The sequence below is a fragment of the Pseudomonas sp. Fl5BN2 genome, assembly GCF_009908205.1.
Lineage (GTDB): Bacteria > Pseudomonadota > Gammaproteobacteria > Pseudomonadales > Pseudomonadaceae > Aquipseudomonas.
This window is the reverse complement of sequence record NZ_JAAARL010000001.1, coordinates 437,823-451,009: the sequence shown is the minus strand read 5'-3', so window position 1 is coordinate 451,009 and position 13,187 is coordinate 437,823. Positions and strand designations below refer to the sequence as shown.

The 13,187-nt window shown below is 61.8% G+C and carries 15 protein-coding genes and 1 other RNA gene; 6 read left to right on the top strand and 10 right to left on the bottom strand.

Annotated features, from left to right (window positions below; all coding sequences use genetic code 11):
• The first annotated feature begins 37 nt into the window (after positions 1 to 37).
• Positions 38 to 1,177, top strand: a complete 1,140-nt coding sequence (locus GV819_RS02150) for a DegT/DnrJ/EryC1/StrS family aminotransferase (RefSeq protein ID WP_161753029.1) — start codon at positions 38 to 40, stop codon at positions 1,175 to 1,177.
• 71 nt (positions 1,178 to 1,248) lie between these two features.
• Here the strand turns inward: GV819_RS02150 and gcvH are convergent, their stop codons facing one another.
• The 9 genes from gcvH to GV819_RS02105 all read right to left on the bottom strand — a co-directional run bounded on the left by gcvH (position 1,249) and on the right by GV819_RS02105 (position 10,613).
• A complete protein-coding gene (gene gcvH, locus GV819_RS02145; RefSeq protein ID WP_161753027.1) occupies positions 1,249 to 1,632 on the bottom strand; it encodes a glycine cleavage system protein GcvH in 384 nt (127 codons plus the stop codon).
• 51 nt (positions 1,633 to 1,683) lie between these two features.
• Positions 1,684 to 2,766 (bottom strand): glycine cleavage system aminomethyltransferase GcvT, encoded by a 1,083-nt coding sequence (gene gcvT / locus GV819_RS02140; RefSeq protein WP_161753025.1) that lies wholly within the window; start codon positions 2,764 to 2,766, stop codon positions 1,684 to 1,686.
• A 154-nt stretch (positions 2,767 to 2,920) separates the two neighbouring features.
• Complete coding sequence (locus GV819_RS02135) at positions 2,921 to 4,537, bottom strand: ABC transporter permease (protein ID WP_161753023.1); 1,617 nt, start codon at positions 4,535 to 4,537, stop codon at positions 2,921 to 2,923.
• 123 nt (positions 4,538 to 4,660) lie between these two features.
• Complete coding sequence (locus GV819_RS02130) at positions 4,661 to 5,662, bottom strand: extracellular solute-binding protein (protein WP_161753021.1); 1,002 nt, start codon at positions 5,660 to 5,662, stop codon at positions 4,661 to 4,663.
• A 146-nt stretch (positions 5,663 to 5,808) separates the two neighbouring features.
• Positions 5,809 to 7,026, bottom strand: coding sequence for a 2-octaprenyl-3-methyl-6-methoxy-1,4-benzoquinol hydroxylase (locus tag GV819_RS02125; RefSeq protein WP_178125920.1), 1,218 nt, complete (start codon positions 7,024 to 7,026; stop codon positions 5,809 to 5,811).
• Positions 7,027 to 7,035: 9 nt separating this feature from the next.
• Positions 7,036 to 7,521 (bottom strand): DUF4442 domain-containing protein, encoded by a 486-nt coding sequence (locus GV819_RS02120; RefSeq protein WP_161753017.1) that lies wholly within the window; start codon positions 7,519 to 7,521, stop codon positions 7,036 to 7,038.
• A complete protein-coding gene (ubiH, locus tag GV819_RS02115; protein WP_161753015.1) occupies positions 7,514 to 8,701 on the bottom strand; it encodes a 2-octaprenyl-6-methoxyphenyl hydroxylase in 1,188 nt (395 codons plus the stop codon). The genes GV819_RS02120 and ubiH overlap by 8 nt, the downstream gene beginning before the upstream one ends.
• Positions 8,698 to 10,032 (bottom strand): Xaa-Pro aminopeptidase, encoded by a 1,335-nt coding sequence (gene pepP / locus GV819_RS02110; protein ID WP_161753013.1) that lies wholly within the window; start codon positions 10,030 to 10,032, stop codon positions 8,698 to 8,700. Before pepP ends, ubiH begins: the two co-directional genes overlap by 4 nt.
• A gap of 23 nt (positions 10,033 to 10,055) precedes the next feature.
• Positions 10,056 to 10,613 (bottom strand): YecA family protein, encoded by a 558-nt coding sequence (locus tag GV819_RS02105; protein WP_161753011.1) that lies wholly within the window; start codon positions 10,611 to 10,613, stop codon positions 10,056 to 10,058.
• A gap of 235 nt (positions 10,614 to 10,848) precedes the next feature.
• Here GV819_RS02105 and GV819_RS02100 point away from each other — a divergent pair, with 235 nt between their 5' ends.
• The 4 genes from GV819_RS02100 to GV819_RS02085 all read left to right on the top strand — a co-directional run bounded on the left by GV819_RS02100 (position 10,849) and on the right by GV819_RS02085 (position 12,275).
• A complete protein-coding gene (locus GV819_RS02100; RefSeq protein ID WP_011064144.1) occupies positions 10,849 to 11,058 on the top strand; it encodes a TIGR02449 family protein in 210 nt (69 codons plus the stop codon).
• Positions 11,055 to 11,378 carry a cell division protein ZapA gene (locus GV819_RS02095; RefSeq protein ID WP_161753009.1) on the top strand — a complete coding sequence of 108 codons (324 nt, stop codon included), beginning with the start codon at positions 11,055 to 11,057 and terminating at the stop codon, positions 11,376 to 11,378. Before GV819_RS02100 ends, GV819_RS02095 begins: the two co-directional genes overlap by 4 nt.
• Before the next feature lie 23 nt (positions 11,379 to 11,401).
• Positions 11,402 to 11,580, top strand: a non-coding RNA gene (gene ssrS / locus GV819_RS02090) — 6S RNA.
• Positions 11,581 to 11,669: 89 nt separating this feature from the next.
• Positions 11,670 to 12,275 (top strand): 5-formyltetrahydrofolate cyclo-ligase, encoded by a 606-nt coding sequence (locus GV819_RS02085; RefSeq protein WP_161753007.1) that lies wholly within the window; start codon positions 11,670 to 11,672, stop codon positions 12,273 to 12,275.
• Positions 12,276 to 12,308: 33 nt separating this feature from the next.
• On the opposite strand, the gene GV819_RS32900 is transcribed toward GV819_RS02085, so the two are convergent.
• Entirely contained in the window at positions 12,309 to 12,458 is a 150-nt protein-coding gene (locus GV819_RS32900) for a hypothetical protein (RefSeq protein WP_178124695.1), read from the bottom strand.
• Between the two features lie 197 nt (positions 12,459 to 12,655).
• Here GV819_RS32900 and GV819_RS02080 point away from each other — a divergent pair, with 197 nt between their 5' ends.
• Positions 12,656 to 13,105: an EVE domain-containing protein gene (locus GV819_RS02080; protein WP_161753005.1), complete on the top strand. Its 450-nt coding sequence runs from the start codon at positions 12,656 to 12,658 to the stop codon at positions 13,103 to 13,105.
• Positions 13,106 to 13,187: the final 82 nt, after the last annotated feature.

Here is a 13,187-nt window from a genome sequence, read left to right as displayed (position 1 = left end):
ATGCTCTTATCGTCCGCTTATCGGGTGTCCCATCGTCATGAGCCAACTGCCTTTCCTGCCGTTCTCCAAACCCACCATCGATGAAGCCACCATCGCCGCTGTCGGCGACGTGCTGCGTTCGGGATGGATCACCAGCGGTCCCAAGGTCCAGGCCTTCGAAGCACAACTCTCGGAGTTCTTTGGCGGGCGTCCGGTACGCACGTTCAACTCCGGCACTTGCACCATGGAAATCGCCTTGCGGATCGCCGGCATAGGTCCTGGAGATGAAGTCATCACCACCCCCATTTCCTGGGTCGCAACCGCCAACGTGATTCTCGAAGTGGGCGCCACACCGGTGTTCGCCGACATTGACCCGGTCACTCGCAACATCGACCTGGCCCAGATCGAAGCGGCCATCACGCCACGAACCAAAGCCATTATCCCGGTGTACCTGGCGGGCTTGCCGGTGGACATGGACCATTTGTACGCCCTGGCCAAAAAGCACAACCTGCGGGTAGTGGAAGATGCGGCCCAGGCCCTGGGCTCCAGCTGGAATGGCCAGCGCATTGGCGCCGGCGGCGACCTGGTGTCGTTCAGCTTCCAGGCCAACAAGAACGTCACCTCGTCCGAGGGCGGCTGCCTGGTCCTGAATACACCGGAGGAAGTACGCCTGGCCGAGAAATATCGCCTGCAAGGGGTTACCCGTAGCGGTTTCGACGGCCTGGACGTGGATGTGCTGGGGGGCAAGTTCAACATGACCGATGTCGCCGCGGCCATCGGCCTGGGACAATTTGCCCATATCGAGAAGATCACCGCCCACCGACGTGAGCTGGCCCAGCATTACTTCGAGTGTTTTGGCAGCGATTTCGAAGCCCGCTACGGCGCCCAGCTACCGCCAGCGGACTTCACCAACAGCAACTGGCACCTGTTCCAGCTGGTGTTGCCGGAGCGCAAGGATGGCAAACCGGCTCGCGCGACCTTCATGGAGCAGATGCAAGAGCGGGGGATCGGCATTGGCTATCACTATCCGCCCATTCACTTGCTGAGCCTGTACCGCGAACGCGGCTTCAAGGAGGGCATGTTCCCGGTGGCAGAACGGGTCGGTCGACTGATCGTCTCGTTGCCGATGTTCAGCGCCATGAACAAAGCCGATGTGGAACGTGCAGTGGCCGCAGTGAAAGAAGCGTTGCAGTACTAACGGTTAGCACGCTTAACGCGTTCGCGAGCAAGCTTGCTTGGAAGGAAAGCAGGCTTGCTCGCAGAGCCGGGTTACTCGCCGATGGCGGCCTGGTAACCGGCAGCGTCCAGCAACTTGTCCAGATCGGCCAGATTGCTCGGCTTGAGCTTGAAGATCCAGGCGCCGTACGGGTCGCTGTTGAGCAGCTCGGGACTGGCGCTCAACTCTTCGTTGACCGCGATCACTTCACCAGCCACCGGGGCATAGATGTCGGAAGCGGCTTTCACCGACTCAACCACACCGGCCTGATCCCCTGCACCAAATACAGTGCCGACTTCGGTCAGCTCGACGAACACCACATCGCCCAGGGCTTCCTGGGCGTGGTCGCTAATACCCACGGTCACACTGCCGTCGGCCTCCAGACGGGCCCATTCGTGACTTTCGGCAAAACGCAGGTGGGCAGGGATATCGCTCATGTTCTGTGTCCTCAAGAAGAAATGTCAGCGGCCAATGCCGGCTGCAAAAAGTTAGATCAAGGTTTTGCCATGGCGCACGAAGGTCGGCTTGACCACCCGAACCGGGTACCACTTGCCACGGATTTCCACTTCAGCACGGTCGGCGGTGGCCATCGGCACCCGCGCCAGTGCGATCGATTTACTCAGCGTAGGGGAGAAACTACCACTGGTGATCTCACCTTCGCCAACATCCGCGATGCGAACCACCTGATGAGCGCGCAGAACCCCGCGTTCTTCCAGAACCAAACCCACCAGTTTCTGCTTCACGCCGGACGCTCGTTCAGCCTCCAGCGCCATACGACCAATGAATTTGCGTGATGCCGGCTCCCAGGCAATGCTCCAGGCCATGTTCGCCGCCAGCGGCGACACATCCTGGTGAATGTCCTGGCCGTAGAGGTTCATCCCGGCTTCCAGGCGCAAGGTATCCCGCGCACCCAGGCCAATCGGTGAAATCCCCGCCCCGACCAGGTCGTTGAAGAATGCCGGCGCCTGTTCGGCAGGCAAGACAATCTCCAGACCGTCCTCGCCGGTGTAACCGGTACGGGCAATAAACCAGTCGCCGTCGGCGCGGCCTTCGAAAGGCTTGAGTTGCTGGATCAGTATTCCCCGAGACTGGGTGACCAGCTCGGCAATCCGGTTTCGCGCCTGAGGCCCCTGGATTGCCAGCATGGCCAGCTCCTGGCGCTCGTGCAGTTGCACCTGGAAGTCCCCCAGTTGCAGCTGCATCCAGGCCAGGTCCTGCTCCCGGGTAGCGGCGTTGACCACCAGGCGATAAGCGTCTTCGAGACGGTAGACGATCATGTCGTCGACAATGCCGCCACGCTCATTGAGCATGGTGCTGTACAAAGCCTGGCCGGGGCTTTTCAGGCGTTCGACGTCATTGGCCAGCAACTGCTGGAGCCAGGCCTTGGCCTGGACGCCGCTGACATCGATCACGGTCATGTGGGATACATCGAACACACCGCAATCACGTCGCACCTGATGGTGCTCCTCGACCTGCGAGCCGTAATGCAAGGGCATATCCCAACCGCCAAAATCGACCATTTTCGCGCCGAGGGCGAGATGCAGGTCATACAGAGGCGTACGCTGTCCCATGGGTTTCTCCTTCCGGGCGTGGCGAGGGTGCGGACTGGCGCTGCAAGGGTGGAAGCCTTGAAATAGATGGCTTTCAGCCGATTTCAGCGTCCCGGCCAAACAACAGGCCGCACCGAATGCCGCGCATTGTAGCTGCAAGGTGGAAGGCTGGCACCTAACCGATTCGATGGGCCGAGCGACGGATCAGGCCAATCACCGGCAACAGGCCCACCAACACCAAAGTCAACGCTGGCAGCGAAGCCCGCGCCCACTCCCCTTCACTGGTCATTTCAAAGATCCGCACCGCCAGCGTGTCCCAGCCGAACGGGCGCATCAGCAAGGTGGCGGGCATTTCCTTGAGCACATCGACGAACACCAGCAGGGCCGCGCTCAAGGTCCCGGGCAGCAACAGCGGCAGATACACTTTGAAAAACAGTCGCGGACCACCAACCCCCAGGCTGCGCGCAGCTTCGGGCAGCGACGGGCGAATCCGCTCCAGACTGTTTTCCAGCGGCCCGTAAGCCACGGCAATGAAACGCACCAGATAAGCCAGCAACAACGCACTGAGGCTACCCAGCAACAGCGGCTTGCCGGCCTCGCCCAGCCAGCTGGAAAGCGGAATCACCAGCTCGCGATCCAGATAACTGAAGGCCAGCATGATCGACACCGCGAGCACCGAGCCAGGCAAGGCATAACCCAGGTTGGCCAGGCTGACCCCGGCGCGGATGCCCCGGGTCGGCGCCAGGCGCCTAGCGAATGCCAGCAGCAACGCCACGCTGACGGTAATCAGCGCTGCCATGCCCCCCAGATACAAGGTATGGATAATCAGCCCGGCATAACGCTCATCCAGGTCGAAGCGCCCGCGCTGCCAGAACCACGCCAGCAATTGCAGCAGCGGGATCACGAACGCACAGGCGAACACCAGCAGGCACCAGCCGGTGGCCGCCACCGCCTTGATTCCCCGCAGGTGATACAAGGCCTTGCCCCGGGGCCGCTCGTTGCCGGTGCGGCTGGCTCCCCGGGCTCGCCGCTCGCCGTACAGCACCAACATCACCACCAGCAGCAACAGACTGGCCAACTGCGCGGCACTGGAGAGGCTGAAGAAGCCATACCAGGTCTTGTAGATGGCTGTGGTGAAGGTGTCGAAATTGAACACCGACACGGCGCCGAAATCCGCCAGGGTCTCCATCAGCGCCAAAGCCACACCGGCGCCAATGGCCGGCCGCGCCATGGGCAATGCCACGCGCCAGAACGCCTGCCAGGGGGATTGCCCAAGGACTCGTGCGGCCTCCATCAAGCCCTTGCCCTGGGCCAGGAAAGCGTTGCGCGCCAACAGATAGACATAGGGATAGAACACCAGCACCAGCACCAGGATCACCCCACCGGTGGAGCGCACCCTGGGCAGGCGCAAGCCGCTGCCGAACCAATCCCGCAGCAAACTCTGCACCGGCCCGGAAAAATCCAGCAGGCCGACAAAGACAAAGGCCAGCACGTAAGCCGGAATCGCGAACGGCAACATCAGCGCCCAATCCAGCCAGCGTCGTCCGGGGAACTCGCAGAGACTGGTGAGCCACGCCAGGCTCACGCCCAACAGCGTGACGCCCACGCCCACGCCGAGCACCAGGATCAGGGTGTTGCTCAACAGACGCGGCATCTGCGTGTCCCACAAGTGGGACCAGATCTGTGTATCGATCGCCTGCCAGGACAACAGCAACACGCTCAGCGGCAACAGGACCAGGGCCGCTACGGCAAAGACCAGGGGATACCAGCGACGTTGGGCGGGATGGGCCACAAAAAACTCTCGGGCAGATGGCAGTTACAGGGAGTGCGCGGCACGGTCATCGCGGGCAAGCCCGCTGCTGCCGGCCGTTAAAGAAAACGCCCCGCAGAAGCGGGGCGCAGTATAACGGCAGGCTCAATTCCAGCCAGCGCGATCCATCAAGCGGATGGCTTCGGCCTGGCGCTTGCCGGCAATCTCGACCGGCAGGGTGTCGGCCACGAACTTGCCCCAACTGGCCACTTCCGCAGAAGGCTCTACGGCCGGGTTGGCCGGGAATTCCTGGTTGACGTCGGCAAAGATCTTCTGCGCTTCAGGCGTGGTCATCCACTCCACCAGCGCCTTGGCCGCTTCCGGATGCGGTGCATGCTTGGTCAGGCCAATGCCCGACAGGTTGACGTGCACCCCGCGATCAGCCTGGTTCGGCCAGAACAGCTTCACCGCCAGGTTCGGCTTTTGCTTGTGCAGGCGGCCGTAGTAGTAGGTGTTGACGATGCCGACGTCGCATTGCCCGGCGTTGATCGCCTCCAGCACTGCGATGTCGTCGGAAAATACATCGGTGGACAGGTTGTTGACCCAGCCCTTGATGATCTCCTCGGTCTTCTCGGCACCGTGGGTTTCGATCAGGGTCGCGGTCAGCGACTGGTTGTAGACCTTCTTCGCGGTACGCAGGCACAGGCGGCCTTCCCACTGCTTGCCCGCCAGGGCTTCGTAGCTGGTCAACTCGGAAGGTTTGACCCGGTCGGTGGAGTAGGCCAGGGTCCGTGCCCGCAGGCTAAGACCGGTCCAGGCGTGATTGGAGGAGCGGTATTGCAGGGGAATGTTGCTGTCGATGACCTTGGAGGTGAACGGCTGCAGGATGCCCATCTGCTCGGCCTGCCAGAGGTTTCCCGCATCCACGGTGAGCAGCAGGTCGGCGGTGGCGTTCTCGCCTTCGGCCTTGATCCGCTGCATCAGCGGCGCTTCCTTGTCGGTGATGAACTTGATCTTCACCCCAGTCTTTTGGGTGTAGGCATCGAACACCGGCTTGATCAGCTCATCAATACGCGAGGAGTAGACCACGACTTCATCAGCGGCATAGGCGGTGCCACCGATGAGTGTGAGTGCCAGGGCGGTCAGTAGACGCTTCGGTGCCAACATGGGAGCGGTCTCTCGAATTCAAAATGAGGCGAAATGATAAGGACTCACATTTAGCTTCTCAACCGAACCCGGCGTTGAGGAGTTACGAGATGTTGCGCAGAAGAGGCCGCCCGGAAGCAGTGGCCCCTTCGTCGGCAAGCCAGCGCCTACGCCTTGGCCAACTCCGGCAGATCGCCACTGAGCCCCAGTGCCTGACGTACGAACAAGGCTTTGGCCTCGGGCATCTGATCGACCATCTTCAAACCGGTATTGCGCAGCCAGCGCAGTGGCAGCGGATCGGCCTGGAACAGCCGTTCAAAACCTTCCATGGCCGCCATCAGCGCCAAGTTATGCGGCATGCGCCGGCGCTCGAAACGGCTCAGCACCTTGACCTCGGCCAGGCGTTCGCCACGGCTGAGTGCCTGCAACAGCACTTCCGCCAGCACTGCAGAGTCGAGGAAGCCCAGATTGACCCCCTGCCCCGCCAGCGGGTGAATGGTATGGGCGGCGTCACCAATCAGTGCCAAGCCTTCTGCCACATAGCGCTTGGCATGCCGCTGGCGCAGCGGCACGCAGAGCCGTGGATCGGCGCCGAGCACACTGCCCAGGCGGCCTTCGAAGGCGCGCTCCAGTTCAGCACAGAAGCTTGCGTCGTCCAGGGCCATCAGGCGCTCGGACTCAGCAGGCGTGGTGGACCAGACGATCGAGCACCAATCGTGCTGTCCATCTCGTACCAACGGCAGGAAAGCCAGTGGCCCGGTATCAGTGAAACGCTGCCAGGCCGTCAGTTGGTGAGGCTGGCTACAGCGCACGCTGGTAACGATGGCATGGTGCAGATAATCCCACTCGCGGGTGGCGCATCCGGTGAGACGACGCACCGCCGAGTTGGCACCGTCGGCGGCGATCACCAGCGGCGCGCGCAATACCCGACCGTCCGCCAGGGTCAGCAGCCAGTCATCGCCGGAGCGACGCATCTGCTCCAATCGCGCATTGGCCAACAGGCCGATATCGCATTCGTGCAGACGCTCAAGCAGGGCATCCTGGACCACGCGGTTCTCGACAATGTGCCCGAGTACCTCGGCATGCACGCTGGACGCCGAGAAGTGAATCTGCCCGGTGCCACTGCCATCCCAGACCTGCATGTCGCAATAGGGACTGCTGCGTCGGCTAGCGACGCCATCCCAGACACCGAGGCGCTGCAGAATCCGCTGGCTGGCCGCCGACAAGGCGCTGACCCGCGGTTCGAAAGGCGATTCGGCGTCGAAAGGCTTGACACTCAAAGGGCCGCCATCGAGCAACAGCACTTCCAGGCCGCTGCCCTGCAACGCCAGCGCCAAGGCACTGCCGACCATTCCGGCTCCGACAATCAGCACATCTGCGCGCATTTCCATGCTTTAAGCCTGTCTCGCTTGCGGCTTGAGCCGCACGTAAAGGGTTTTATCGACCCGCGCCACCAAGGTGCCGGAGCCGTCGTGAATCTCCACCTGCAACTGCGGCAGGTACTTCTCGCCGCTGGCGGTCTGCCGGCGGATCTCATCCAGCAGCGCCTGATCGATGCTGAACCGGGCAAACACCGGGCCCTTGCCCGGAGCAATGAAGTCGATGGCCGCGGCCTTGTCCCAGACGATGTAGTCGCGACCGAGGCTTTCCATCAACATCAGCATGAAAAACGGGTCCACCATCGAATACAGGCTGCCGCCGAACTGGGTCCCGACATAGTTGCGGTTGTACCAGCCCAAGCCCATGGACACCTGGACTTCGCGGAAGTCCGCGCTGATGTACCGCACCCGCACACCGGCTCCCAGATAGGGTGGATACAGGCTCAGCAACCAGCGCAGCAGGCGTGCCTTGCCGACGCGCCGGGTCAACCAGTCACGCATCCGGACGGGTACCCAGGCCCATGGCCTGACGTGCAAACCAGCGTTTGGCCGGGGGCAGCAGATCCAGTCCAAGCAATCCCAAATTGCGCCCCACGGACAACAGCGGTAGCTTGCTGCCGAACAGCCGCGTGACCTGATCGGAGAAGCCCACTGTCAGGTTCTGGTCCTGGCGTTGGCGCTCGCGATAGGCCTGCAGAACCGCAAAATCACCCGGAGGCTGCTCACTGGCCAACAAGGCATCCGCCAACGCCTGGGCATCACGCAGCGACAGGTTGAAACCCTGGCCGGCAATCGGGTGCAGGCTGTGGGCGGCGTTGCCCAGGACCACCAGATGCGGGCGTACCTGCTCTTCGGCTTCCACCAGGGACAGCGGATACAGGTGCCGGGCGCCCACTTGTTTCAGGGTCCCCAGGCGATAGCCGAACACACCCTGCAATTCGCTGAGGAAACTGCGCTCATCCAGGTCGGCCAGGCGCTGCGCATCCATGCCCTGGCGGGTCCAGATCAGTGCGCAGCGATTTTCCGGCAACGGCAGCAGGGCCATCGGCCCATCATCGGTGAAGCGCTCGAAGGCCATACCGTTGTGGGCTTCGCTGGGGGTGATGTTGGCAATCAGCGCGCTCTGGTTGTAGGGACGGTTCTTGACCCCGATCCCCAGTTTTTCGCGCAAGCCGGAGCGGCCGCCGTCGGCGAGCACTGCCAGGTCGCACTCCAGAGTGGTTTCGTCATTGAGGGTCAGGCGATAGCCGCCTTCCAGCGGCTCCAGGCGGGTGACTTCAGCCGGGCAGCGCCAACTGATCACATCCTTGTCCAGGCCTTGCCACAGGCATTGGCCAAGCCAGGCGTTCTCCACCACATAACCCAGGGCTGGAACCCCCTCTTCCATGGCCGACAGGCGCGCAGTGGAAAACCGCCCGCGATCAGACACATGGATCTGCTTGATGGGCTCGGCGCGACGGGAGATTTCCTGCCACAACCCCAGGCGCTGGTAGATCTGCCGGGCACCGAAGGACAGGGCCGAAGAGCGCGAGTCGTAGCTGGGCTGGAAACTGTCGCCGGGGGCAAACGGCTCGATCAGCACGATCTTCCAGCCACGGGCCTTGGCGCCGGCCTGCAGGGCCAAGGCCAAGCTGGCGCCTACCAGGCCGCCACCAATGATTGCCAGATTGACCCGGCTCATAGCGCCTGGGTCCGGGCAGTGAGCATCAGTGCCTCGATCTCGGCGATCCGTTTCGGCACGCCGTCCGTCAGAATTTCACAGCCCTGCTTGGTCACTACCACGTCGTCCTCGATGCGCACGCCAATGCCGCGCCACTTCTTCGCTACTTGCTGGTTGCCCGGGGAGATATAGATGCCCGGCTCCACAGTCAGCGCCATGCCGACCTCCAACACCCGCCACTCGCCGCCGACCTTGTATTCGCCGACGTCGTGCACATCCATGCCTAGCCAGTGTCCAGCACGGTGCATGTAGAACACCTTGTAGGCCTCGCTGGCAATCAGCTCATCGACATCGCCTTCCAGCAGGCCCAGGTCCACCAGGCCGGAGGTAATCACCCGTACCGTCGCCTCATGGGCCTGGTTCCAGTGCTTGTTCGGGGCGATCTCGGCAAAGGCGGCTTCCTGAGAAGCCAACACCAGTTCGTAGATCGCCTTCTGCTCGGGAGAGAACTTGCCATTGACCGGCCAGGTTCGGGTGATATCGCTGGCATAGCAGTCGATTTCACAACCGGCGTCGATCAGCACCAGGTCACCGTCCTTGAGCACGGCGTCATTCTGCTGATAGTGCAGGATGCAGCTGTTGCGCCCAGCCGCGACGATGGAGCCATAAGCCGGCATCTTCGCCCCGCCCTTGCGAAACTCGTAGTCCAGCTCGGCTTCCAGGCTGAACTCATGCAAACCGGCACGGCTGGCCTGCATCGCACGGATATGGGCCTGGGCGGAAATTCGCGCCGCTTCGCGCATCACCTTCACTTCTGCCGCCGATTTATACAGGCGCATGTCATGCAGCAGATGATCCAGGGCAACGAATTCGTTCGGTGGCTGGGCGCCGAGGTGCGCTTTAGAGCGGATCACGTTGATCCAGTCCATCAGGTGGCGGTCGAATTCCGGGTTGCTGCCCATGGCCGAATAGACCCGGTCACGCCCCTCGATCAGGCCAGGGAGAATGTCGTCGATATCGGTGATGGGGAACGCATCGTCCGCAGCATAGTCGCGGATCGCGCCTTCCTGTCCGGCCCGCAGGCCGTCCCAAAGCTCACGCTCGGCATTGCGCTCGCGACAGAACAGCACGTACTCGCCATGCTCGCGCCCGGGCATCAGCACGATCACCGCCTGGGGCTCGGGGAAACCGCTGAGGTACTGGAAGTCGCTGTCCTGGCGGTAGACGTGTTCCACATCGCGGTTGCGAATGGCCACGGCCGCCGCCGGCAGGATCGCGATACTGTTGGGCTCCATCTGCGCCATGAGTGCCTTGCGGCGACGGCTGTATTCCGCTTTCGGGATATGAATCATGGGCAGATGCAGTTCCCTGTCAGTCAGTGCAGAGAAGGCTTGGCAGCCGGTGCAACGGTCTTGTTGGTTTCGGTGAACAGCAGCAACGGTGCGACCCGCAGGTACTCCATCACTTCCATGTAGTCGCCTTCACCGTCGTCGGATTCTTCCAACGCGTCCTGCACCTGGGCGATAGCGGCAAGGTCCTGCAACACTTCCGTGGCCTCGACGCTCAAGGAGCTGCTGTCACGGGAGTTGAGGCCGAAACCGGCGAGGAACCCCTGGCACCACTGACCCAGGGCCGCGGCACGTTCGGCCAGTGGCGCGTCATCGCTGGGCAGCAACAGGACCACGGTCATGTCGTCGCTGGTGAGCTCGCCCTTGACCATTTCCTGCAGGCCGATCAAGGCGTTGCGCACGTTGTCTTGCGGTTCGCCTTCGAGCAGTTCGGTGGCGTCCACCAGCCAACCATCGACCTCGAACCCGGCGCCGGCGCAACTGCGACCCAGCAACAGGCCGTGCAATTCGGCAGGAGAAACAGGATGACCACTGCTGCTGAGCAGGGTGGCGAAGGCGTTATACGGGGAATTCTGAATGGGCATGGGCAGCTAGGCGCCAAGCGGCGCAATGTCTAGAATGAAGGCCTTGTATCGTAGGGCGTGTCATCATTCATTGCCAGCGCCGCGTTGTGCTTTGCGCCCCGTCACAACGGTCCGCGAGGCGTTGGGCGAATGACAGATTGCCGACCGGGCAGCGCCAGATGCGCCAGGACTGTTCAGCCCTTCCAGGCGCTGCTCAGCCAGTTGCCACTCATCAGACCAACTTCAGTGGGACACAATGGAAGACACCGACCTGCACGCACTGATGGCCAGACTCGAACTGCTTATTACCCGGGTCGAGCAACTAAAGAGTCAAAACGCACTCTTATTAGCTCAGGAAAAGACCTGGCGCGAGGAACGCGCGCACCTCATTGAAAAAAACGAAATCGCCCGGCGTAAGGTCGAATCGATGATTTCGCGCCTCAAGGCCCTGGAGCAAGACTCATGAGTTCAAGCAATAGCGTTACCGTGCAGATCCTCGACAAAGAGTATTCAATCATCTGTCCCCAGGAAGAGCGCAGCAACCTGGTGAGTGCAGCCCGCTACCTGGACGGCAAGATGCGCGAAATTCGCAGCAGCGGCAAAGTCATTGGCGCCGACCGCATTGCCGTCATGGCCGCCCTGAACATCACTCACGACCTGCTGCACCGTCAGGAGCGTCCGGATGTGCAGGCCAGTGCGACAACCCGCGAACAAGTGCGGGATCTGCTGGATCGCGTTGACCTGGTTCTGGCCACTGATTCGGACACAAGCAAAGCTGATTCCTGATCGAGGTTGCGGTATACTTCCGCCACTCCCTGGGGTGCTTGCCAGTTGGCGATGTCCCTGAGCCGATTCGCACTACCCTGGAAGTTGCACGTTGGGCTGGTGTGCATGTCCGCTAGACGGAAAGCCTTAAAGCCTGCTGCATCTTCCGCCTTGAACTTTCGGGTTCAAGGGCTAAGTCGACAGCGGTTCGCCCGGGGAGCCTGAATTACCGACCAATGCCAGTTATCCATGCTGGCGTTGGTTTTTCCGGGTAGGCTGTTCTGCCATATCCGACCTTGCATAGCCTCTTCCATGACCGAACCTGCGCCGCTTTCCCGCCCGCAACTTCGACGCATGCTGCGTAAAGCACGTCGCGCCCTGACATCAGCCCAACAACGCCAAGCCGCCCGCGGCCTGTACCGCCAACTGGCGCAGAATCCAGCGTTTCGCAGGGCGAAGCACCTGTCGCTGTATTTGCCTACCGATGGTGAGATCGATCCACGCCTGGTGCTGCGCGCCGCCCAGCGCCGGGGCAAGGCCACCTACCTGCCGGTGCTCAGTGCCTGGCCACGAACCAAGATGGTCTTCCAGCGCATTCGACCGGGAGAAAAGCTGCGACCCAATCGTTTTCGCATCCTCGAACCCAGGATCAATGCTGCACGGCAACGCAAGGTCTGGGCTTTGGACCTGGTGCTCCTGCCACTGGTGGGATTCGATGAACAAGGCGGACGCCTGGGAATGGGCGGCGGTTTCTATGACCGCAGCCTGGCCTATCTCGCGCGGCGCAAGAGCTGGCGCAAGCCAAAGCTGTTGGGGCTGGCTCATGAATGCCAGAAAGTCGAAAGACTGGATCAGGCCAGCTGGGATGTGCCGTTGCACGGCACCGTGACTGATCAGGGGTGGTACTTCAGCCGATAGGCGCAACATCCAAACCGCGGCGCCAGGCCTGGCTCAACGCTTAAACGGTTGCGGCTGCTGTTGGGCGATCTCGATCGGGGCATCGGTCTTGTTGGACCACAAGCTTTGGGCATAACCGGTGGTCACCACGCCCAAACCGAACAAAATAACCAAAATCCATAGTAAATCCGGTTGGCGTTTCATCGATTGCCCCCCCTCAGGCAAATCACACACGATGACAGCAGCGGGTTCCATAACAGGCCGTGCAGCAGCGTCAAGCTTAAAATCCCGGCATTCTGCGATAACGTGAACCGACACGCAAACGCTGACGTCAACCGACCGTCGGTTTGTCATAAAATTGCCCGACAACCTGCCCAATCACCCTTTGGAGGGGAAGAAAGATGGCCTATTGGCTGATGAAGTCCGAGCCGGATGAACTCTCGATCGAGGGTCTGCAGCAACTCGGCCAAGCCCGCTGGGATGGGGTACGCAACTACCAGGCACGCAACTTCCTGCGTGCCATGGCGGTCGGCGACGAGTTCTTTTTCTACCACTCCAGTTGCCCGGAACCGGGTATCGCCGGCATAGGCCGAATTATCCAGGCGGCCTACCCGGACCCTACTGCCCTGGAACCTGACAGCGTCTATTTCGACCCCAAGTCCAGCGCCGAGAAGAATGCCTGGAGCGCCATCGACGTGGCCCATGTGGAAACCTTCGACAAGGTCCTGCGCCTGGATTACCTCAAGCAGCAAACCGCACTCGCCGAAATGCCCCTGGTGCAAAAAGGCAGTCGCCTGTCGGTCATGCCGGTCACCGCAGATCAGTGGGCGGCGGTGCTCGCCCTGCGCTGAGCGCTAAGCCCCATACGCCGTGGCCTGGCAACCGGCACGGCGCCGACTCCAGGTTTTTTTGCCCTGATCGTCATGCAGCTTG

Coding starts and splice junctions, on each gene's coding strand:
- GV819_RS02150 (WP_161753029.1), top strand. CDS start 38: ATGAGCCAACTGCCTTTCCTGCCGTTCTCCAAACCCACCATCGATGAA.
- gcvH (WP_161753027.1), bottom strand. CDS start 1,632: ATGAGCGATATCCCTGCCCACCTGCGTTTTGCCGAAAGTCACGAATGG.
- gcvT (WP_161753025.1), bottom strand. CDS start 2,766: ATGGGACAGCGTACGCCTCTGTATGACCTGCATCTCGCCCTCGGCGCG.
- GV819_RS02130 (WP_161753021.1), bottom strand. CDS start 5,662: ATGTTGGCACCGAAGCGTCTACTGACCGCCCTGGCACTCACACTCATC.
- GV819_RS02125 (WP_178125920.1), bottom strand. CDS start 7,026: ATGCGCGCAGATGTGCTGATTGTCGGAGCCGGAATGGTCGGCAGTGCC.
- GV819_RS02120 (WP_161753017.1), bottom strand. CDS start 7,521: ATGCGTGACTGGTTGACCCGGCGCGTCGGCAAGGCACGCCTGCTGCGC.
- ubiH (WP_161753015.1), bottom strand. CDS start 8,701: ATGAGCCGGGTCAATCTGGCAATCATTGGTGGCGGCCTGGTAGGCGCC.
- pepP (WP_161753013.1), bottom strand. CDS start 10,032: ATGATTCATATCCCGAAAGCGGAATACAGCCGTCGCCGCAAGGCACTC.
- GV819_RS02105 (WP_161753011.1), bottom strand. CDS start 10,613: ATGCCCATTCAGAATTCCCCGTATAACGCCTTCGCCACCCTGCTCAGC.
- GV819_RS02100 (WP_011064144.1), top strand. CDS start 10,849: ATGGAAGACACCGACCTGCACGCACTGATGGCCAGACTCGAACTGCTT.
- GV819_RS02095 (WP_161753009.1), top strand. CDS start 11,055: ATGAGTTCAAGCAATAGCGTTACCGTGCAGATCCTCGACAAAGAGTAT.
- GV819_RS02085 (WP_161753007.1), top strand. CDS start 11,670: ATGACCGAACCTGCGCCGCTTTCCCGCCCGCAACTTCGACGCATGCTG.
- GV819_RS32900 (WP_178124695.1), bottom strand. CDS start 12,458: ATGAAACGCCAACCGGATTTACTATGGATTTTGGTTATTTTGTTCGGT.
- GV819_RS02080 (WP_161753005.1), top strand. CDS start 12,656: ATGGCCTATTGGCTGATGAAGTCCGAGCCGGATGAACTCTCGATCGAG.